Consider the following 20,491-nt stretch of genomic DNA (forward strand, 5'->3'; position numbering starts at 1 on the left):
ACGAGTTGCAGGTAAACCCAGATGAACAGCCCTATCGTCGAACCCCTTCTCCTCAGCCCGAACACTGCGGCCCAAATGCTCGACGTGTCGCGAAGCACCGTCTACGCGCTGATGAAAAATGGTGCCCTGGCGTGGGTGCCCTTTGGCGCCGACCGGCGCATTCCTGCCGCCGAGGTACACCGGCTGGCGAGCGAGGGCGTGCCGGCTATCACGAAAGCGGACAAGATTGGTTTGCTGTGATGACGCGCGGCGCAATGATCGACGCGTACATCGCTGCCGGGTTGGCGCTGGTGTCGATCCCGCGCGGAAAAAAGGGCCTCACTGATAGGGGATGGAACTTGCCGGAAAACGCTATTCGCACTAGCGAACAAGCGGCTGCACGCATCGACGGCAGCAGCAACCTCGGCCTGATGCACGCCTATAGTGATCCACCGACCTGCGCCATCGACATTGATGACATGGCCGAAGCACGCCAATGGCTGGCAGCACTAGAGGTTGATCTGGATGCGCTGCTGAGCGCCCCGGATGCAGTACGTATCAACTCAGGCCGCGAAGGACGGGCCAAGCTGCTGTACCGGCTGGATGCGCCGTTGCCACAAAAGAAGGCGAAGGTCGGCAAGAAAGACATCATCGACTTCCGCTGTGGCACGCAGGGGGGCTTGACCGTACAGGACGTGCTGCCACCCAGCGTCCATCCGGACACCGGACGGCCATATGCGCTTGAGGGCGACATCGGCGCCATCCCGCTGATCCCCGCGAAACTGCTAGCCTGCTGGCAGGGTCTGCTGACTACCGGAAAGCAGGTCAGCAAGCCAACCGGTGCACCATGCTCTGACGATCTACCTGAGCGCTTCGTCGAACTGCTGGCGGGTGACGCGGACCTGCAAAAGCGCTGGAGCGGCATCACCGATGGGCTGGACGATCCTAGCCGCAACGGCCTCGACATGTCGCTGACCTCACTGGCGGTGAAGCGCGGCCTCAACGATGCCGAGATTACGGTGATCCATCACGCATTCCCGTACGGCAAGGTAGTGCAGGACGGTCGTGGCGACGACTACATAAACCCAATGATCCGCAAGGCACGGGCCGACCGCACGCTGTCACGAACCGAGCCGTGGTTTACGGCTCACAGGCTGATCGCAGAATGCTTTACGACTGATGACGGCACGCGCCTGCTGCGTTACTGGAATGGTGACGCCTACGCATGGTGTGATGGCGCGTACCAGATGCGCAAAGAAGACGACGTGGCGGCCAAGGTCTGGGAATACCTGGGCAGCGCACGGCACTTTATCGGCAAGAGCGGGAAGAAAACTGCGTCATTTGGGGTCAACCGAGCAAGGTCCGGCGATGTGTTGGGCGCAATAAAAGCAGCGGCTCATCTAGGTAGCCACAAAGTGATGCCGTGTTGGCTGGACGTGGCGTCAGCGCAAGCGTTGCCCGATCCTAAAGATCTGCTGGTCATGGCGAACGGTATCTTGCATATGCCGAGTCGTACCCTCTATCCGCATGACCCAAAGCTGTTTACCACAACGGCTTTACCGTTCCCCTACGAACCGAATGCCGGTGCGCCTAAAGCGTGGCTGCATTTCCTGAATGATCTGTGGGGCGACGATGTTGAGAGCATCGAGACGCTGCAAGAATTCTTCGGCTATGTGCTGACCAGCGACACGTCACAGCAAAAAATCCCGATGATCGTTGGTCCCAAGCGTGGGGGTAAAGGGACAATCGCCCGCGTATTGCGCAACATGATTGGCGAAGTGAATTGCGTAGGTTCGACTCTGGCCATCTTGTCTACAAATTTCGGGTTGGAGCCGCTTATCAACAAAAGGTTGGCCATTTTTTCCGATGTGCGCCTGAGTGGTCACATCGATCAGAAGCATTTGGCGGACCATCTGTTATCTATATCTGGCGAGGACATGCTGACGTTCGACCGGAAATATAAATCCACCTGGACCGGGGCATTAAAAACACGCTTGTTAATGTTCAGCAACGAATTACCAAAAATTCTCGATGACAGTGGCGCATTGGCTTCGCGCTTTATCATATTACGCCTGACAAATAACTTTTTTGGTCGCGAAGATTTGGGACTGGCGGATCGGCTTTTACAGGAACTACCGGCCATTTTGAATTGGGCATTGGATGGTCTGGAACGGCTTAATACGCGTGGGGCATTTCGTCAGCCGGCTTCGGCATTGGAATTGGTGCAGGAATTGGAAAAGCTGAGTTCGCCGATCAGTGCATTTATAGAAGATAAGTGCGTGGTCGATCCTAATGCGCAGGTGCGGTGCGACGCGCTTTATAACGTTTACGACTTGTATTGCCGTCAAGAAGGATGGCAGCGCGCACCAACCAAAGCCTCGTTTGGCGTTTCGCTGCATGCTGCACTATCGAATCTGGAGCGAAAAAGGGTCGGCCCGAAGGGTAATCAACATTGGATTTATAGGGGCATTGGACTGGCCACCGTCACGACCACAGCGGTGGAATTTGCTGCCGGAACAGTCGAAGTGGTTGATCTAGACGCTGAGAGGGACAGAAAGAGGGCCCTTCTGTTGTAGTCGGTATCCTAGCGTTGCCTAGCAAAATCAATTTGTAGGTTCTACTTTTTAAAAATACTAAATGTAGAAGTAACAATGGGGTTTTGCTGGGATACCTAGGATACCGGGATACGGCGGCAACAACCGCCCATTGTGATGAGGTGGAAAATTATGAAACCCAAACTGCTTGTCCACCCAACCCACTGTCGGACCTTGGATAACGCGGTGGAGATTGAGCGGCTGCTCAGTCAGGGCTGGTTGATTGGTGTTCCGAAGCCCAAGACGGCAATGGCTAAGTCGATGCGCGTATTGCGCGCTCGCCGCCGTGCCGAGGGGTGGCAAACGCTTTTGCTATGGTTGGCACCTGAAGATGTCGCAGCGGTTAAGGCAACGCTACAACCTGGAGAAAGTTATGCCGAACTGCTAATTCGTTTGATAAAAAAACAATGTTTACTTTAGTGAAATCTGGGACAACTGGGACACATTTGGGAAATTTTTCAGATTCCCGTATGGAAGGCCGAACGCCCTGGCTGCGGCAGTGCAGCAGGTCGAAGCTATGGCGCTGGTGCAGGAAAGCATTTCGGCCTCTGGAAATGTGACCACCAACGGACCTTTGATCCGCTGATAGCTGGTTTGAATGGCCCGGTGTAGACGTGTTTGATGCTTACGGGCTTACACAAGGCTACGGATGGGGCAAAACAGAAACTCTTTGACGGTTTCAATGTCACTGGCCCATCGGTGCTGAAAAGCTAACGCATAGGATTTCTAATCCCTTAGTAATAACTGCTAAGCCAGCAAAATATGTGGCTTTACGGCGAGTTGCCCGGGAAGCAGCCATTTTCCGTATCTACTCAGTGTCTGTTGAGGGGCTTGAACCCTGAAAACTCCCGAAATCCGCCGCCTGATCGACCCAGATCGCCAGCACGCTTGTTCGAGACTGCCAAAGCCAACGGCTAAGAGCCCTATACGTGGCTGCGCCACGTACTTGAGCGGTTGCCCCACTCGTCGTCGGTAGAAGATAACGAGGCCTTGCTGCCGTGGAACTGCTCACCGGAAATGCCACGGTAAACGTGAAGCGCATCTGACGGTAGGTGTGCTTCACGGATCGCATACGTACAAAGAGCGTGCCACTCTTAGCTCGCTGGCCGGCGCCGCCTGGTCCATGGAAAACTGGGTTGCCTTAGAGGAGTTCTCCATGGGCAAGCGCCACAAAGTTAAAGCAGATGGCGTGGAATCGGGCGACCTGCACCCGGGACGATGTGGGAATGTGGACCCGCAACAAGTCATGGCGCTGCTAAATACCTGGCTAGAAGGGCAGCAGGGATTTGTACGCCCCGGAGGCAAAGAAACCAGTTATGCCTACACTTTTCCACACCTCGGTCATCAAGGCTTCATTTCTGGTCTCAGGTATTACCCCGGTGTGGTGCTGGTGCTCGAAGAGAGGTTCAGGGCGGCTAAGTTGTTGGATGGGGAGAACTGAGTTTCGGTGTAATGCAACGTTGCCGGATTAGCACCTTTGGCACGGGATCGCCTGACGCCATGACCCGCGTTGCTCACTCGATACATACGCCTTGATCAGCGCCCAAACATTATTCCACCGCAGTATCTAATTGTATCGACACGACTAACGCTCGACGATAATGTAAAGGCGATGCATGAAAATCAACGACCAGCACGTGAGGTGCAACGGACACCAATGTCTTTATCCGTTCCACAGGAACTGAGACGTAAACCGAGAGCAATCGACCATTTGCGCTCATTGAGCCAATACTTGGAGTAACAGATTCTTTGGGAATGAAGGCAAACCCTTCCACCAATTGAATCACTATCTCCGGATACTTAAATTCCTCTGGATAAACCACAGTGCCTTTGAAAGTGAGGACAGCGCATTCTTGGATAGCGTCCTCCCCAGACGATACTTCGCGCCGGGTAGCCATTCGAAATGACCACGAAAAGTCCCAAGAAGTAATCTTCGCCTGGTACCATTCAAGAGAATATGGTGACAGAGTCCGAGCACGTCTAACACTTTTACCTCGACCGTTGTTAGGCTTGACCATATCCACCTCTCTACAGGGGCGAGTGCCGAGCTAGACAATAAAAGCACCACCAGACTCGACAATGAAAGCATAGACCTATCCTGCGAACTACACACTGCGCATAGTTCCACTTTCTTTACACGAGAGTGGTTATACCTCCGGCCCTCTATAAATACATCCGGTTGTACATGTCTCGTGAATGCGTACTGCGGATAGCTCTGGAAGCAATGGCTTTAGCTCCTGCCAAACCCAAACGGCTAAAACCTCGCTCGTCGGATTTTCCAGTCCGGGAATTTCATTAAGATAATTGTGATCTAAGCGTTCATATAGAGGCGCGAAAATCTCCTTTATCTCGGAAAAATCCCTGACCCATCCCGACGCTTTATCAACAGGACCATCAATATAAATTGCAATACGAAAGGAATGACCATGCAGACGCCCACATTTGTGCCCTTCTGGAACATTGGGCAGTCGATGAGCGGCCTCAAAAACGAACTCTTTGAAAATCTCCACTAATTCCTCCCGGATCTCACGCGACAAAAAACAAAACAGCTAGACTAAACCTTCCAAGACTCAAGATCGACGCATAACGTTTCAAACAAAAAACCTACAACTTTGGCTCGCCCCTCACCCAGCGCTGATGCAATGGTGATCACCGAAACCAAAATGGAGTTAACAGTGTGCAAATCGGTCACATCGCTCAGACAATTCAATATTTCTTCGAATTTCCCCAGCATAGCCGTCTGGGAAAAATTTAATGCCTGCACTACATGGGTAGATGGCGTCAGGTAGAGAATATTCGCACGCGTCCGTAAACCGTAGGCTTCAGTCAGCATGCCATACCCTTCCGAAGGGAAAGCTTCGTCCTGCCCTGCAAGCCTCCTCAATGCCTCCTGAAAAGCCATGGATAGGTGAAGAACGACTTCTGAGAACTCTTTTACACTGGCGTCACTGGCCAGGGCTGGAGACTGATCCGAGGAAACTAAAGTAGTCATAATGCGTCCTAAATATTAGTAATGAGCACCAGTTAGCTAGGTACGAGCTCCGAACTTCGAACCACCTTGGTCAAATGATCAGTCAAAAGATGAATATCACCATGTAAATTCTGAACGCCATTCCATGGCCGGCTGCCTGTTTTAAAGGACCACTCTCCCGAACCGAGCGTCCAAGCTGTATATCCTTGTAGCTTTCTAAGGCCTAACTTGAATACTGGGGCCAGTGGTGCTCCTGTAACACACAACTGCTCCATGACGAACCCCATGGAAATAATCCCCGCGCTATGGACGAGACGAGAGCTTTTAGGTGTGTGACCATGCCAAGCATTTCCAAACACCTCCTGGACCGCCTGGAAAAACTCACTGATGGCCAAGAAACACCGATCCTCACCTCCCGACAACTCAATCACCTCCCGACAGTAACCGTCAGATAGGGAATTCATTACCAGTTTCTGGAGCGACGTATCACCGATGACCCCTGAGGGGTTGGTATGCTGCTTAATCTGTCCTTGCAAAGAAGATCGATCGTCATAATTCAGCATTTCCACGATGCGAGCTGCGCGGGCGCGGGAGGTCATTCTGAATGGAAGGCCGCTGACAGACGGGAGCAGTTCATATACCAGCGACTTCGGTAATGGACTGGTGTTGTTGACGAGAATGAATTGCCGGCGAAGCTCTTCCTGATTTTCACACACAAGAGCAGACACCAGTAGCTGAAACGAACTCCCCTCGAGCCCAGCTAACGCAGATAGGCGCTGCTGACCATCCACAACGAACCCAGGAGGGCCGGATGAGATATCCACCTCAATTTCTGCATAGGCTCCATTTCCTTCCACCACCCGGACTCCACTGGTAAACGCTAACACCACAGCATTGGGCATTACCGCATCGGGACGGGAGAGGTAGTCGCGGATCTCTCGTATGTGCTTGGACACCTGTGGCCGCTGAAAGCCATGAAGGGCGCCACGATCATCACGCTTGACTCGGTCGATGCTAGCGATCGCCAAAATCTGCTCAACGGTAGCCGCAAACGATACCACTTGGTGGGTTGGGCTCTGTAACGCCTTGATTGCGCTGAACTTAAGCAATGAGTCTCTTCCTTCATCGAACGGCCCCCCAGAAAGAGGGTAGCAGCAGTATTGAGGCTCTTATACCAACCCTTTCGCATAAAAACTAGCTTAAGCGCATTGGCCCATACAGTTATTAAATGGTAAATTGTCAGCCTCAGATAAATGTAACACCCGTCAAAGCAGGTCTACAGTTTTCCCATGAGAACCGTCATCATCACCAACTGCACCAATCGTAAACGTCTCGACGGCCTGCCGCCGGTGGTGCTGAACGACGAGTGTTATTCATCGATTGCAGCCATGGCACAGGCGTGGAAGGGGCAAATAGATGAACGTCCCACCACTCTGATGGCATCTTCACTTTACGTGGGCAGAAGCGTTTCTGACGCGAGGCGCGTAGCAACGAAGTTGAACGCGAAGCTAATGTTTGCGTCGACCGGCTTAGGGTTGATTGAAGGCGATCAGAGATGTCCACCTTACAACCTGACGGTGGCTCAGGATCCGAATTCTATCATCCCGCGTCTCGAAAAATTGGGTGTGCGCGCATCAGATTGGTGGGAAGCCGTGAATGTCACCCAATCAAAGGCAAGCGCCCTAGCGGACCTCGTCAGCCAACCCGAGATCGACTTGGTGCTCATTGCCCTCTCTTCAAACTATGTACAGTTGATAGGCGAAGACCTTGGAAAAATCAGGGACACGCAGATCGACAAGCTCAGAATATTCACTTCGCGCCCAGGCATCGAGATGCTTCCCAGCCATTTACAACGCATAGCGATGCCCTATGACGAACGCCTTGAAACCTCAACACTACCAGGCACTCGCAACGATTTCCCTCAGAGAGCCCTGCGTCATTTCATTGAGATTCTTGAACTGTCGAGTGCTCCTGCTGAGATCGCTCGAAAGAGCGTCAGCGCGGCGATGGATCTTTTATCCCTAGCAAAAACGACCATCCGGCGGCGCGCATCGGACAGTGAAATTGCCTACATGCTTGAGTGTGTGTGGGCTGACTACCAAGGCAGCTCCACCCGATTGTTACGCTACTTAAGGGACGAGGCCCTGGTGTCGTGCGAGCAATCGCGCTTTCGGAGGATCTGGCAGGACATCAAAGGCCAAGACAGCATAGAGAGCAAAGCATGACGAGCGAAGATGCGATCGTGGTGCGCGCACTACGCACCACGCAAGGCGACAACCTTGATGTGTATGCATTATTCATCAGGGGATCTGACCTGGTCCGAATTGCTGACATCAGCCGCCTGTCGCGTGAAGACAGCAGCCCCCTCAAGGGTTTTCAGCGCCCTGAGATTAAGAGTCATGTCAAAGGGATCACCGAGTACCTCAATCAGGGAAATGTACTTTTTCCCAATGCAATTATCTTAGCGCTGTCTCCTGACCTGCGTTTTGTTGCAGCGCGCGGGAGCAAGCCGACAGGCGATGCAGGGCTTTCGCAAGCGGGTACACTGACGATCCCTATCCGGGAGGAAGGAATGAGATCTGCCTGGATCGTAGACGGGCAACAACGCTCATTGGCGTTGGCGAAAGCGGCTAATTCGGATCTTCCCGTGCCTGTGATCGGCTTTGTGTCCGACAGCCTAACCACCCAGCGCGAGCAATTCATTTTGGTCAACAAGGCCAAACCCTTGCCCACCCGACTGATCAACGAACTACTGCCGGAGACAGGCAGCATCCTTTTGCCCCGCGAACTGAGTGCTCGCAAAGCGCCAGCTGAGTTGTGCGGGCTCCTTAGCCGCGACCCCAACTCCCCTTTCTACAAACTTATAAAGCGGTCGTCCGAGCAAAATAGTAAAGCAGTGATCACTGACACCGCTGTAATAACGATGATCCGCAACAGCATCGGTAATCCGTTGGGGGCGTTGGCCCCCTATACCTCCAGCATCGACGGAGCAGCGAACGTTGAGTCCATGTATAACCTACTGACGACCTTCTGGCGGGCAGTGCGTGATACGTTTCCAGAGGCATGGGCACTTGAATCCAAGAGCAGTCGACTCATGCACTCAGCGGGGATCATCGCCATGGGCGTGCTAATGGATCGGATCTACGCCAAAATCGGTGGTCAGCGCGAAACCTACGAAGCCGTGCTACAAGAACTGGCCAGAGTAGCCCCTTACTGCGCATGGACAACAGGTCAGTGGCCGATGATTAATGTCCAGTGGAATGAAATCCAAAGCACCCCTCAAGATATCAAGGCGTTGCAAGAAACCTTGATCCGCCTCTATATGACCAGCGCTCACCAATGAAATTTTTATACGCCGACACCCAAGACTACGTAGACCCGGACTACGATTTCATCAACGATCGAAATGCGCCAGGCCGGAAGAGATACTGGGATGACCAGTATGCGCACGAAATGATGACCCCCGTCCCTTATGATGGGCTCTTGGTCTCGATGAGCGCAGTGCGACCTGCAAATGGCGTCGCTAATTCTAAGGTTCGGTACTCGACTTCCGAGCAGCAGCGCTTCCTCAGAGAAGGCGCGCGCAAATTTCTACGACTCGATGGCATTCAGTTCAAAGATACGATGGTCCTAGGTGACTGCGGGGCTTTCGCCTATGTAGAGCACCCTACCCCTGCGTATAGCCCAAGCGAAGTAGTAGAGTTCTACTCAGATGCGGGATTCACCCACGGTTGCTCGCCGGACCATATCATATTCAACTACGATTCCAGCAATCCTCCAGCACTGAGCCAGTCGGAAGATGTGCTGTTTCGGTACGAAATTACGCTCAAAAATGCGCAAGAGTTTCTGCGTTTAGTGAAGGAGGCGGAATGGCCTTTCGAACCTCTTGGAGCGGTACAGGGCTGGTCTCCTCAAAGCATGGCGAACGCGGCAAAACAACTCGAAGACATGGGTTATCGCTACTTGGCGATCGGAGGTCTAGTACCTTTGAAAGTCGATCAAATTCATGAGGTTCTGAAAGAACTTCGAGCGGTACTTAAGCCCGAGACAAATATTCATCTGCTAGGTTTCGCCAAAGCTGAGAACATCCATGAATTCACTGGATATGGCATTACCAGTTTTGATTCAACCTCCCCCCTTATACGCGCTTTTAAAGATGCAAAGTGTAATTATTACATGGGCAACAACACAAAAAAACTGGATTATTACACTGCCATCCGTATTCCTCAGTCGATTGAAAACCCACGCTTAATGCAAGGCATAAAAAAAGGCACTCTGAGCGCAGAAGAGTTACAAACCAAAGAAAAAGCAGCGTTACTAGCGATCCGCGACTACGATAAAAATCTACTCGACTTTGATTCAACCTTAGCCGTGTTAGTGGACTATCTCCGACTGACTCTTTCCGGTTCGATATCATCATCAGTAGAAATGGAAAAAGAAATCGCCAAGCATGTTCGACTAATCTCACCTACGCTGAGAGATAAACCTTGGCAAAAATGCCAATGTTCGATTTGTCAGTCAGCGGGTATCGAAACTATTATCTTTCGAGCCAGCAATCGAAACAAAAGACGCGGATTTCATAATTTAGGCGTGTACCACCGCCACCTTCAGAAAACTCTGGAACTTTCGAAACAATGATCTATCGATTTAAGGGTGTGCGCGCCCAACAGGCCTCCGGGCATGATGTATTTTCGTTTGCGGCCACTCCAAATGAAATTTTAGATTTTTCTGAAATTGAGAGAGTCGGCCGTGATGAAGAAGGCCACCTCAAAGGCTTTCAGCGCCATCAAGTCGCGTCGCACATCAGAGATATTCGTGACTATCTTCAGCGCGACGATGCATTGCTTCCTAACGCAATTATCTTGGCATTTCTGGATGGAGTAACGATTAAAGACCTCGGCGAGGGTATTGTAGAAATCATTATTGATGCTACCGAATCCAAGCCAGGCTTTGTAGTCGATGGACAACAACGACTCAGCGCCCTTGCGACGATGGAAAAACCTGGATTCCAGGTATTTGTATCTGCATTGATTTGTAAAGACTACAACGAACTGCGACAGCAGTTTGTGCTCGTCAACAATACGCGACCGCTGCCAAAATCGCTGATCTATGAACTTTTACCGACTGTTGACGGCCTGCCAGAACGGTTCACGAGTCGTAAATTTGCTGCTCGAATTATTGATTTGTTGAACTTTCTTCCTAACTCCTCTCTATTTGGCGAGATCAAACAACATACGAATCCTAGAGGAGTACTAAGCGACATGGCGATGCAGAAGTTCGTGATGAACTCTGCGAATGATGGCGCGATTCGTAGCTTCATGAAGTTTGATGACTTTGAGGGGCGCAGCATCGAACTTATCAATAACTTCTTCCATGCAGTGCGTGTAGTTTTCAAATCGGAATGGGAAGGACTATCTCCCAGGAATTCACGTTTGAAGCACGGGGCGGGGCTGGTTTCTTTGAGCTTCGTTATGGAGTTGCTTTACTCCGATCAAGGCACAACCAGCAAGGAAGGCTTTATCAAAGGTCTAAAACTTTTGAAACCTCATACGGCATGGACAAGTGGCGATTGGCACATTTCTGAAACCGACCGCCGCCCCTGGAATGGTATCCAGAACACGCCCACTGATATCGGATTGCTCACTAAGTATCTGACCGAAAAACTCAAGCAAGAACTGAAACGGCGCTAAATCCAGCCCCAGTTCCGAGGAGAGCAGTATGCACACCAAAGCCTTAGTTCTTTTTTCAGGCGGACAAGATTCAACCACCTGCCTTGCCTGGGCGCTGGAACGCTACGAGCACGTCGAGACCATTGGCTTTGATTATGGCCAGAGGCATCGAATCGAACTCGAATGTCGGCTGAATATCTTGCAGGAGGTACGTAACAGATTTCCGAACTGGGCCCAGCGACTCGGTGAGGATCACGTGCTTGACCTCAAATTACTCGGCCAGATCAGCGATACAGCGATGACCGCTGAGAAAACCATAGAGTTTGAAAAGAATGGACTTCCCAATACATTTGTACCCGGGAGGAACCTGCTGTTCTTGACGTTCGCAGCCACGATTGCCTACCGGCGGGGCCTCACAGTGCTGGTCGGCGGCATGTGCGAAACCGACTACTCAGGCTACCCTGACTGCCGGGACAACACCCTGAAAGCCACCCAGGTGGCCTTGAGCCTCGGGATGGATGCTCCTGTGATCATAGAAACGCCCTTAATGTGGCTCAACAAAGCGCAGACCTGGCGTCTGGCTGAAGATTTAGGAAATCAAGATTTTGTGAACCTGATTCAAGAAGAGTCCCACACCTGCTACCTCGGGATTCGACAACAAAAACATAAATGGGGCTACGGGTGTGGAACGTGCCCAGCTTGCGAACTGCGCAAAACTGGGTACGAGCAGTACATTCAAGAACGAGATTGACGATGGTTCAGCGGTGGCGAATCAGAGCACTCGCCACCTATTTGAATCAGATGAGTAAACCAAATGACTTACAGCATCAAAGAAATGTTTTACACCCTTCAAGGGGAAGGCAACCAAGCGGGTCGACCCGCGGTATTCTGCCGATTCTCTGGTTGTAACCTCTGGTCGGGACGGGAACAGGACAGGACTAACGCGATTTGTACATTCTGTGACACTGACTTCGTCGGAACAGATGGGGATGGTGGCGATAAATTCAAAAATGCTGAAGCTCTCGCCCGCGCCATTGATTCATTTTGGCCTATATCCCATCAACATCATAAATATGTGGTATTAACCGGCGGAGAACCTTTGCTTCAGGTCGATGACGCATTGATTGCCGCTCTGCATGAGTTAGACTTCACGATTGCCGTTGAGACGAATGGAACTATCGCACCACCCAAAGGTATTGACTGGATCTGTGTAAGCCCAAAATCCACCGCACAACTAAAGATAACTAAAGGTGACGAATTAAAACTCGTATTCCCGCAGCCCGACTCGATGCCCAATCAATTTGAGCACCTTGACTTCAAAAACTTCTACCTCCAACCGATGGACAACCAAAATACCAAAAATAATATTGAGGAAACAATCAAATACTGCAAAAGCAATCCTAAATGGCGTCTAGGCTTGCAACAACATAAAATACTAAAAATACCTTAAACCACCAATAGACTTTCATAACCAACCAAAGCCACCTCACCACAAAACCTATAAAATCGATAAAAAAACCAAACGCTAGTTAATGAGGCACTAAAAAATTTATAGCTAGCGCCTAACCAACACAACATAAACCCCAACACAACACCGATAACAACAAGCAATGTCGTGCAGACCAAGAAACACCAGCGATATTCGTTGATATCTCTTAGTCCTCCAAGCACTTCCATCTACTAGAAATCAAAAAAGACCCCACCTTTATTCATTGACATTTAGATTAATAGGACTGCCCTTACACCAAAAAAATCTATAATGGTTACTTATAAGCTGTTTTTTTAGTTCACGCACACCGCGACTAACAATGTCCCTGCCTGCAGAGTATTCAAATTTTTCATCATCCACTCCTCCTTCCAAAACTCCACAGGCATAGAGTCAATTAGTTTTCTCGCCGCCACCCCAATCTGCAGTTTTTCGATGCTTAAACGCTTCATCCCAGCCTTTCGAGTTCCGTCAACACACAACTCAAAATGCTGGCACTTCCCTTCCCCATGGGGAGCAGGGTTTGCAGGTCGCCGCGTGCTTCCTTCGCCGCGTAATAGGCCTGGTGCTTACTGCTCCTCCAGGCAAAAACGAAGATATCGGCGGTTACTGCCAGATGCTTAAGCCTGTCAGTTGCTACCACGTCGGCATTCAACTCTACCCGTGCCAGCGGCAAGAGCATTCGCAGGAATTGACGCGCACGCTGCCCGGCGGATTCAGTCAGCGTATAGATGCCGATTAAACCGTCGAAATCAGCATGCGCTGTTTCCGCATGCCCCTCTTCCTGAAAGGAAAAGGACTCCAGCAAGTTGGTACAACTGTAATCCTTTGCCAGTAGAGACAGGATTGCATGTTGAGTCGGCTTGAGACGATGGTTCTGGGTGCGCGCCAACTCCACGACTGCCATAAAAAGCCGCAGTCGCGATTCACTGTCTGGAGATCCGTGCAAGGCCAGCATTTCAGCTGCATTGAGCGCCCAGTCGATATTACCGGGCGTACTGTTCGCTGTAATTATCTCAGAGTAGGCATCGAGCGCTTCGACGTAGTCGTCCTTCGAGGGACCAAGGCTGACCAACGCCTGTATGAGAGCAGATGCCAATTCGAGTTCATTTGCCGAGACCACGCCATTCCATGCAACGATGCGGATTAGCATGGTGTAAAGCGGTATGAAGCCACGCACTGGATGTGCCAAGCGATCGACAAAGAACTCCACCAAGGCGCCGAAGGCATCGCGAAACACACATTCTGCCTCACCGCTCGCGTTGCCGATCTTCTCGGCCAACTGACGGCAGGCCTCTGGATCCGAAGCATAGGCCTCAGCACTCCAACGCGTGAGTGCCTCCTCCAGGATCTGCAGCGGAGGACGCTCACAGCGCCCGGCTTCAACATAGCGAACCCAGGACATCCAATCGGTGTCAGGACGCTCTTGCGACGCTTCTGACGGTTCTGACTGCAACTGCTGCAGTCTGCTCAGATCACGTTTTGTCCATGTTGCCCGCGCGGCTTCGGGTGCATTACCCACCGCTTCGAGCACCCGCCGAGTGGTTTCAATATCCTCTAGTTCCACTGCGCAACGCAGCATGGCACTGTACGTCCAAGCGCTAGGGAAGGATTCAAACGACAACTGCAGCGCCAACTCATAGTCGTCATCAGCTAAGGCCTGACGTGCCAATTCAAAGACATCGGAACGCAACGATGGGGCAGACACCAAACGGCTGGACCAATACTCGATCAGTTCTGGCCCGGCTTGAGCCGGATAAGCGGCAGCAATCGCCCCGCAACGCGCCATATTCGGTTCGTCCTGCACAAGTTCATGAAGCAGGAAGGCCTTCAGTACATTAGGTTGACGAACACCTTTCCGTTCCTTAAACAGCGGGCCGAAGTGACGTGCGATGTCATTTCGAAAAACTGTCAGGATGGCTTCGACGTTCGGGTCATCCTCGATGGCTGCGATATAAGTTGCATAAAGCGCCTCGACCAAGTCGGTGATGGTCTGAGCGGGTAAAGACAGACCTAGAACAGACTTGATCAGCGAGTAATCGTGCGCCAGTTGATGCTGGCGACCGAGACCGGCCAACATGCGAATATCCAAATACTTGTGCTGTTCAACATCAATACGGCCGCTGGCAACCAATTCGTGGCGTAACCGTTGAGCATCTGCCTCGTTACCGGCCAGTAGCGCCCGATCAAACTCAGCACGTATCTTGCCGAACGGACGTTGGGTGCGGTCAGGGATGTCTGGGCGGCGGCGCAGCAAACTAAGATACAACTGCAAGGATTGTGTAACATCGCTGCGCGCTGCCGCATTCACTGGCCGCAAGCAGAATACGAAACGGCCAAAGCGTTTCTGCAAGGCACACTCGATTTCGTCGCCACAATCGACCTGCAGTGGTTGGCCATGGAAATCGCTGTAACTTGGGCCAACAACAGCTGTCAACTCCTGCACCAATGCTACTGCCGATGCCTCATTGCTAGCCATTGCATACCAATGAGACGGCCCATCAGCATCGAATACCGGCAGCACAATAGGCGATTGGTAGTCTTGAGTAACAAAAGTTGCGATCCACGGGTTTACCTGCTCCAGCCATGCCGCCGGCGCGCTACCACCGACAATGGCTTCCCAGTGCAGGGCATTGCGCCCAAAGAAAAAACGCCCTAGCCAGGACTTTTCCTGAGAGGGCAAGACGTCAATCATGCAGCCTCCCTGTAGCGGGCGAATTCAAGGCGGGTTCGACCAAGATCGTGCTGATCGAGCGAAAACTCGACCCATTCGTCATTGATCATCATGCCGTTGTAGGTCAGGTTCATTGAACCCATCAACAGGCAACGCGTGAGCAGGATGCCCTTGGTATGCAATTGGCCGTGGATGTGCATCGCGAGTTGATCTTCCAGACTATGCTCACGAGTCAAATCGGCGATCCGGGTACGGAAGGCATCGTTGCTGGCTTCGCTCCGGGTGACGATATGCACTTTTGTACCGTAATTCATCAGAGTCACAAGGACATCGGCGAGGCGGATCTCTCGCCTCCCCCATTCGGGATTGAGGGCATCAAAGCTACCGGACCGATTGTCGATCAAGACAACATTGCTGATCCAAGGAGAAACGATCCAAATGTCGTGGCCGGGTTGCAACACTTCGGCCACGAACATAGTCTGCAATAACTCCTGGATCGTGGTGACGCCAGTGGTTTGCGTCTTGAAAATGCGCCGATGGAGAATATTCATTGCACTGCCTCGACGAGTTCAATATCAGCTTCGATCATTGATTGGGTTTGGCGAATGCCCTGTAGGCGGGCATAAGCGCGCAAGTAGCCGGATTCGACCGGATTGGTTACCAGTGCATTGAGCGCGGAAGCTAGGCGAGCACGTTCGGTTTCCGGGCAGGTCAACGTAACTTGGCGGCCGGCGTTGAGTTGCTCGGCAGATCGCAGCAACCAGTCACGGTCCAGCAGCGAAATGCAAACACGGTCGTCGCCGATGGTTTCCACCACCAAGAGGCGCTCGATCAAAGGCAATTCACTGAAGGGATTTCTTATCTTCAGTGCGGACTGGCGAATCGCCCGACCGCGGGGCCATAAGAGGCCATAGATAGCGCCAATGCGCCAGGCCGCGCGGTCGTTGCCTGGAGGGGAGCCGATATCGGACACAATACGATCGATATCGTCCGATTGGCTTAGGTAATAACTCATAACGCGCAGATCGACCTCTATGCCGATACGCGCCTCCTCACTCTGCCAATGATCAAGCACACGGGAAAGGTAGAGATCCGTCGCCGCGCCCGATCCCGGTCGCAGAACACGGTTACCAAGCGCCACTAAAAAGCCGTGGAAGGGGGAAAAACCTTCCTGCAACAACTTCCGACGTAAGCGTTGAAAAGACTGTGTCATTTCTTCCTGGCTGGCGGCGGCACGGAATTGGCGCGCCAGTGAGGCGCTTTCCGAATCTCCGTTACCATTGTCCTCGGCTAGCACGGTGACCATTTGTTTGAGTTGATGGTCGATCAACTCAAACTCGCCCATGCTCAGATTGGCGCGTACTGTAGCGAAGAAGCGCCGCGGGTCTTCCGCGTAGCGCCGCATAAACTCCTCGATCAGTCCGTTGCCCCCTGGACTACGCTCGGTAAACCACGCCTCCACCACTTCTGAGTCAAAGCCGACGGCTTGGCCGGGGAGTGCCGGGCCGCGTTCTAAGTCGACCGTCAGGTCTTCCGGATCGATGCTCGGGCATAGGTCGGTAATCGAACGTAGAAGTGCTGCAGCAAGCGTGGAATGGTAGACCCCACGTAGCCACAGTTCCCAGCCGGAATCGATTGGCTCCCAAAGCATGGCGCCAAACTCGTGCAATTCCGCAATCACGATGGGATCGCGCAGACAGGCATCCAGTTCCTGGCGTAACTTTTCTGGGCTGCCCACCGTCTCGTCGCCGCCCTGCACCTCCACCACTTGCGACTGAAATAACAGGCCCAGCACATCTGGAAGCGAGATCGATGCCTGACCCTGTCGAATAGAAGCGTCGGCCTCGGCCAAGCCGATCTGTCGGTGCATCGCTTCATAGGTCATGGCAGACAGGTAAATCTGTGCTATCCACTCGCGCATGAAGGGGCTCGCAATCATGGCTAATCGCTCACCGCGCCAAGCAAGGTCAATGAACCGAGCGCTGCGTACTGCGCGCCACTTCGCTTCGTCGCCCAGAATCTGGCGTAGGTGTAAATCGGGGGGGATATCGATCTGGAACACCATACCGTCGGCGGCAAATTGCGCACCCAGCCCCACCGCTTGGTTCTCACGTTGAAACACCGTGTCGGTCCGCACCTTCTCCGCGCCAACACCAATCTCCGCCGAAGCGCCCACCGCGAAGCGTCGAATCTCTACTGAAGCATGGCGCGAGTGCGTAAAAAAGCCGATACGGGTGACAATCTCTGCCCACCGACTGCCTGCGGGCGGCGTCAGCCAGCCCGGTTCGATGGTGGCGACGATTTGGCTATGCCATTCCAAGGAGGCATTCGACGAGTCTTTAACTGCCGCCGGGGGGGATTGCGGTACCAGGCGTACCGGGCGGTAAACTGGCAGAGCTACCGTTTCACCGCCCCGGCGTACCAGATACTCCCCTAGCAGCACGTGGTTACCGATGGCATCGACATCGAGGCCCAAGACATCGCTGCAGATGCCCGATCCGCTTTGGAAGTCCGGCGACGGTGCGATCCAGTGGCGCTCAGTACGATAGCGCACGCCATAGCGCCGGCTGACGCGACCGGGCGCGAACTCGCGCAGTGCGGCGAACACTGACATAACAGATGCATTGGAAGGACTTGCCGAGTGCGACTCTGGCAGATCGATGGCGACCTCGGCTAAATTGAGGTCAGCGAAAAGAGAACCCGGAATAAAGTCCGGTAACGGAGTGTTGAAGGCTTTGTAATCCTCCTGCGGGTTACCGTCTGCACTCCAGTGGCTCGCTAGACGCCGGAGCGCGGTCGGCAGCACAGTTGTCAGCAACGGTCGCGGGTACTCCCACAGTATTGCCGACAACTCCTCGTCAGACAGGCGCAGCGCACGGCGCAAATAGTCGGAGAGACGCCGGCTACCTGCTTCGGTTTCAAGAATACTACGCAGTTCACGTATTAGGCGCTGACGACGCTGCGCATTGAGCTTGTCGCCACCGCTCAGGTCGCTCCAAACGCTACCTGCAGGACCGTCCTGCAGTCGCAATGCCAGATAATCTATGGTGGCATACACTGCTTGCATTCGGGTGATGTAACGGTTCGCCAAGGGCAATGTACGAACAGGCAGTTCCGGATCGAACAGCAAATCGTAACTCTGGTAAGCAGCGCGATCGCGACCATAATCAGACAGCACGACCGCCGTCCAGGGCCGCATGCCGCGGGTGCGGCCGCCGCGGCCCTTACGCTGCAGAAAGCCCGCGATTCCGCGCGGCGCCTTGTGCTGGATTACTGCACCAACGACCGGATCGTCGAAACCCACTTCCAGGACGGCAGTGGCGACAATAACTTCCGCGCTGGCGTCAACACCACGATCCTGGGAGCTAACACGCTTGATCACTAAACGGTGCTTGAGGCCCATATGCAAGTCTTGGCAGAAGCGCCAGTCTTGCCCGTTGGCATAGCGGAAGAGAGAGGAGCCGGCCTCGCGCAGCACTGCCAAACCGCCGTCAGGTGCATTGCGCATGTCAGGGTCACCATAGCTATTGCGTCCTTCAGCACTGAGCAAGTCGAAATACAAACGATTGATCACATCTAGGTTATCGGTGAAGACGAAGGTGCGCTGGCCAAAAACGCCGCGACTGACCGACTGTGCCGGCTGCGCGGCTTTTGGATCGAGGCAGCGCTGCAGCACCATGGCAGTCTGAATGGTTGTGGACAGCAATGCCGTGCGCGAGACCGGATCGCCGCGCAGGGCAATCATATACTCGGCACCTTCGGATTCGATCTCGTCAGCACGCGGTGACACTTCATCTACAAGGTTCGTGCGACAACCTGTTAGCGCCGCAAAGAACTGTGAAGCTTCGCGCAAGGTCGCCGACAAGCCGACGAAGCGCAACGATTGATCGAGTAGTCGCTGCCAGCGCCGCATTAGATATGCGACTTGCGCACCGTGCTTACCTTCGTAAGTATGCACTTCATCCATCAACACCAGTTCCGGCGCATGCAGCGCCCTGGGGCCAACGCCGAAAAGATGCATCATCGAGTTGTCCGAGAGGCGTTGGTTCAGCATCTCGGTGGTGGTGAATAGGATGTCTGGTACGGAGTTCTTGAGCGACTCCCGGGTGAGCGGAAACACACTGCCGTCTAACACTGCTTCGCAAACAGCGCACACCAAACGTTCGCGTCCCTCCTTTCGATCCTTGTGCAACCAACGCAACTCACCGCCACAGTCGAGACAGGCAAGAGTCGGACAGACCTGATCATTGCCTATTTTTGCCCACTCACAGAACTGTGCGGAAAACGGGGTATCGCCATAGAGCGCACCAACGCGAATCGACACCTGATCCTTTTGCGGTAAACCGGCTTGGAGGCTTCGGGTGCGCTGCAAGACTTCGCGCAACTGATCTTTTAGCAGCTCGGTGCGGGGATACAAGGCGACCGCCTTGACCCAGCGCTCGGCTTTGCCTTCTGCCAGCACATGGCGGTACATCGATGCTAGCGCCGGTATGTAAAAGGCAAGCGTCTTACCACTGCCAGTACCCGCGCAAACGATGGTCGCCAAGTCCTTCCCAGTTTCGATCGCGCGCAAAATGCGCTGGGCAGCGCGTACCTGGAAGCCGGACAGACGGACAGTGCGATCGGGGGGCGTTAGCAGCGCTTTTACAGCCGCTAGCAGCGCGGGACTCGAGGAGGCCTCACCTATCATGGCCAACGCTTGGTCGACGGAGATGTCTCGCGCCGGATAACGACGACGACGACGCAGAAAACGGAAGTCGGCAACTAAGCTAGGGGCCTGCTGCCATCCACTTGAACCTGAGTGTTTCGGGAACAACTGCCGCAAGCGCTGCAGTAAGCGCACGGTTTCCGCCATGCGTGATCGGTAACCGATTGCGCCACCACTCCTGGGCACCTCGACAATCCATTTGCGTAGTCGTAGTTCCTCCAGGACATCCTCAGCAGAGAAAAAGTCTTCGATACCATCATCGATGGCTTCGTCGATCAGGGGATTGAACAAGTCGCTGAGTTCTTCTTGACTGAAGACACCATCGACGATGCCCCAAACCAGCAACCTTGCTTCACGCTCTTCGATGCAATCCAGTACCGAGGCAAGAAAACGTTCGCGTGCTTCCAAGA

17 protein-coding genes and 1 pseudogene are annotated in these 20,491 nt (G+C 53.2%); 11 read left to right on the forward strand and 7 right to left on the reverse strand.

Annotated elements, in window-relative coordinates:
- Nucleotides 1-21: 21 nt before the first annotated feature.
- The 5 genes and pseudogenes from SOP95_RS03875 (at nt 22) to SOP95_RS03895 (ending at nt 4,014) form a co-directional block, all read left to right on the forward strand.
- The gene (locus tag SOP95_RS03875; protein ID WP_323606213.1) at nt 22-240 is read left to right on the forward strand and encodes a helix-turn-helix domain-containing protein; all 219 of its coding nucleotides are present in this window, start codon (nt 22-24) and stop codon (nt 238-240) included.
- Between the two features lie 14 nt (nt 241-254).
- A complete protein-coding gene (locus SOP95_RS03880) occupies nt 255-2,555 on the forward strand; it encodes a phage/plasmid primase, P4 family (protein WP_323606214.1) in 2,301 nt (766 codons plus the stop codon).
- A gap of 150 nt (nt 2,556-2,705) precedes the next feature.
- Nucleotides 2,706-2,993, forward strand: a complete 288-nt coding sequence (locus SOP95_RS03885) for a hypothetical protein (RefSeq protein ID WP_323606215.1) — start codon at nt 2,706-2,708, stop codon at nt 2,991-2,993.
- 468 nt (nt 2,994-3,461) lie between these two features.
- A pseudogene (locus tag SOP95_RS03890) lies at nt 3,462-3,602 on the forward strand (transposase domain-containing protein); the annotation flags it as partial.
- A gap of 127 nt (nt 3,603-3,729) precedes the next feature.
- Nucleotides 3,730-4,014, forward strand: a complete 285-nt coding sequence (locus SOP95_RS03895) for a hypothetical protein (RefSeq protein WP_323606216.1) — start codon at nt 3,730-3,732, stop codon at nt 4,012-4,014.
- A 109-nt stretch (nt 4,015-4,123) separates the two neighbouring features.
- Here the strand turns inward: SOP95_RS03895 and SOP95_RS03900 are convergent, their stop codons facing one another.
- The 4 genes from SOP95_RS03900 to dbpB (SOP95_RS03915) form a co-directional block, all read right to left on the reverse strand.
- The gene (locus tag SOP95_RS03900; RefSeq protein ID WP_323606217.1) at nt 4,124-4,471 is read right to left on the reverse strand and encodes a hypothetical protein; all 348 of its coding nucleotides are present in this window, start codon (nt 4,469-4,471) and stop codon (nt 4,124-4,126) included.
- A 249-nt stretch (nt 4,472-4,720) separates the two neighbouring features.
- A complete protein-coding gene (queD, locus tag SOP95_RS03905) occupies nt 4,721-5,083 on the reverse strand; it encodes a 6-carboxytetrahydropterin synthase QueD (RefSeq protein WP_323606218.1) in 363 nt (120 codons plus the stop codon).
- A 44-nt stretch (nt 5,084-5,127) separates the two neighbouring features.
- Nucleotides 5,128-5,565, reverse strand: a complete 438-nt coding sequence (locus tag SOP95_RS03910; RefSeq protein WP_323606220.1) for a hypothetical protein — start codon at nt 5,563-5,565, stop codon at nt 5,128-5,130.
- 32 nt (nt 5,566-5,597) lie between these two features.
- Nucleotides 5,598-6,653, reverse strand: a complete 1,056-nt coding sequence (gene dbpB, locus SOP95_RS03915; RefSeq protein ID WP_323606221.1) for a DGQHR domain-containing protein DpdB — start codon at nt 6,651-6,653, stop codon at nt 5,598-5,600.
- A gap of 180 nt (nt 6,654-6,833) precedes the next feature.
- Here dbpB (SOP95_RS03915) and SOP95_RS03920 point away from each other — a divergent pair, with 180 nt between their 5' ends.
- From SOP95_RS03920 to queE, 6 genes are all read left to right on the forward strand, one after another.
- Nucleotides 6,834-7,769: a hypothetical protein gene (locus SOP95_RS03920; RefSeq protein ID WP_323606223.1), complete on the forward strand. Its 936-nt coding sequence runs from the start codon at nt 6,834-6,836 to the stop codon at nt 7,767-7,769.
- Entirely contained in the window at nt 7,766-8,887 is a 1,122-nt protein-coding gene (gene dbpB / locus SOP95_RS03925) for a DGQHR domain-containing protein DpdB (protein ID WP_177048106.1), read from the forward strand. The genes SOP95_RS03920 and dbpB (SOP95_RS03925) overlap by 4 nt, the downstream gene beginning before the upstream one ends.
- A complete protein-coding gene (gene dpdA, locus SOP95_RS03930) occupies nt 8,884-10,182 on the forward strand; it encodes a tRNA-guanine transglycosylase DpdA (RefSeq protein WP_323606225.1) in 1,299 nt (432 codons plus the stop codon). The genes dbpB (SOP95_RS03925) and dpdA overlap by 4 nt, the downstream gene beginning before the upstream one ends.
- The gene (gene dbpB, locus SOP95_RS03935; RefSeq protein WP_323606226.1) at nt 10,179-11,234 is read left to right on the forward strand and encodes a DGQHR domain-containing protein DpdB; all 1,056 of its coding nucleotides are present in this window, start codon (nt 10,179-10,181) and stop codon (nt 11,232-11,234) included. The genes dpdA and dbpB (SOP95_RS03935) overlap by 4 nt, the downstream gene beginning before the upstream one ends.
- Nucleotides 11,235-11,262: 28 nt before the next feature.
- Nucleotides 11,263-11,964 carry a 7-cyano-7-deazaguanine synthase QueC gene (queC, locus tag SOP95_RS03940; protein WP_323606227.1) on the forward strand — a complete coding sequence of 234 codons (702 nt, stop codon included), beginning with the start codon at nt 11,263-11,265 and terminating at the stop codon, nt 11,962-11,964.
- A 63-nt stretch (nt 11,965-12,027) separates the two neighbouring features.
- The gene (gene queE, locus SOP95_RS03945; protein ID WP_323606228.1) at nt 12,028-12,663 is read left to right on the forward strand and encodes a 7-carboxy-7-deazaguanine synthase; all 636 of its coding nucleotides are present in this window, start codon (nt 12,028-12,030) and stop codon (nt 12,661-12,663) included.
- 484 nt (nt 12,664-13,147) lie between these two features.
- Here queE and dpdD read toward each other — a convergent pair whose 3' ends face one another.
- From dpdD to dpdJ, 3 genes are read right to left on the reverse strand one after another with little or no spacing between them, the layout of a single operon-like run.
- Entirely contained in the window at nt 13,148-15,394 is a 2,247-nt protein-coding gene (dpdD, locus tag SOP95_RS03950) for a protein DpdD (RefSeq protein ID WP_323606230.1), read from the reverse strand.
- Nucleotides 15,391-15,924, reverse strand: coding sequence for a phospholipase D-like domain-containing protein DpdK (dpdK, locus tag SOP95_RS03955; protein ID WP_323606232.1), 534 nt, complete (start codon nt 15,922-15,924; stop codon nt 15,391-15,393). Before dpdK ends, dpdD begins: the two co-directional genes overlap by 4 nt.
- Complete coding sequence (dpdJ, locus tag SOP95_RS03960; RefSeq protein WP_323606234.1) at nt 15,921-20,489, reverse strand: protein DpdJ; 4,569 nt, start codon at nt 20,487-20,489, stop codon at nt 15,921-15,923. Before dpdJ ends, dpdK begins: the two co-directional genes overlap by 4 nt.
- Nucleotides 20,490-20,491 lie beyond the last annotated feature (2 nt).

Source organism: Pseudomonas sp. YuFO8 (genome assembly GCF_035065025.1).
Taxonomy (GTDB): domain Bacteria; phylum Pseudomonadota; class Gammaproteobacteria; order Pseudomonadales; family Pseudomonadaceae; genus Aquipseudomonas; species Aquipseudomonas putida_AE.

Excerpts from the sequence above, each read along its gene's own strand:
- SOP95_RS03875 (WP_323606213.1), top strand. The coding sequence starts at position 22 with ATGAACAGCCCTATCGTCGAACCCCTTCTCCTCAGCCCGAACACTGCG.
- SOP95_RS03880 (WP_323606214.1), top strand. The coding sequence starts at position 255 with ATGATCGACGCGTACATCGCTGCCGGGTTGGCGCTGGTGTCGATCCCG.
- SOP95_RS03885 (WP_323606215.1), top strand. The coding sequence starts at position 2,706 with ATGAAACCCAAACTGCTTGTCCACCCAACCCACTGTCGGACCTTGGAT.
- SOP95_RS03895 (WP_323606216.1), top strand. The coding sequence starts at position 3,730 with ATGGGCAAGCGCCACAAAGTTAAAGCAGATGGCGTGGAATCGGGCGAC.
- SOP95_RS03900 (WP_323606217.1), bottom strand. The coding sequence starts at position 4,471 with ATGGCTACCCGGCGCGAAGTATCGTCTGGGGAGGACGCTATCCAAGAA.
- SOP95_RS03910 (WP_323606220.1), bottom strand. The coding sequence starts at position 5,565 with ATGACTACTTTAGTTTCCTCGGATCAGTCTCCAGCCCTGGCCAGTGAC.
- SOP95_RS03920 (WP_323606223.1), top strand. The coding sequence starts at position 6,834 with ATGAGAACCGTCATCATCACCAACTGCACCAATCGTAAACGTCTCGAC.
- dbpB (WP_177048106.1), top strand. The coding sequence starts at position 7,766 with ATGACGAGCGAAGATGCGATCGTGGTGCGCGCACTACGCACCACGCAA.
- dpdA (WP_323606225.1), top strand. The coding sequence starts at position 8,884 with ATGAAATTTTTATACGCCGACACCCAAGACTACGTAGACCCGGACTAC.
- dbpB (WP_323606226.1), top strand. The coding sequence starts at position 10,179 with ATGATCTATCGATTTAAGGGTGTGCGCGCCCAACAGGCCTCCGGGCAT.
- queC (WP_323606227.1), top strand. The coding sequence starts at position 11,263 with ATGCACACCAAAGCCTTAGTTCTTTTTTCAGGCGGACAAGATTCAACC.
- queE (WP_323606228.1), top strand. The coding sequence starts at position 12,028 with ATGACTTACAGCATCAAAGAAATGTTTTACACCCTTCAAGGGGAAGGC.
- dpdD (WP_323606230.1), bottom strand. The coding sequence starts at position 15,394 with ATGATTGACGTCTTGCCCTCTCAGGAAAAGTCCTGGCTAGGGCGTTTT.
- dpdK (WP_323606232.1), bottom strand. The coding sequence starts at position 15,924 with ATGAATATTCTCCATCGGCGCATTTTCAAGACGCAAACCACTGGCGTC.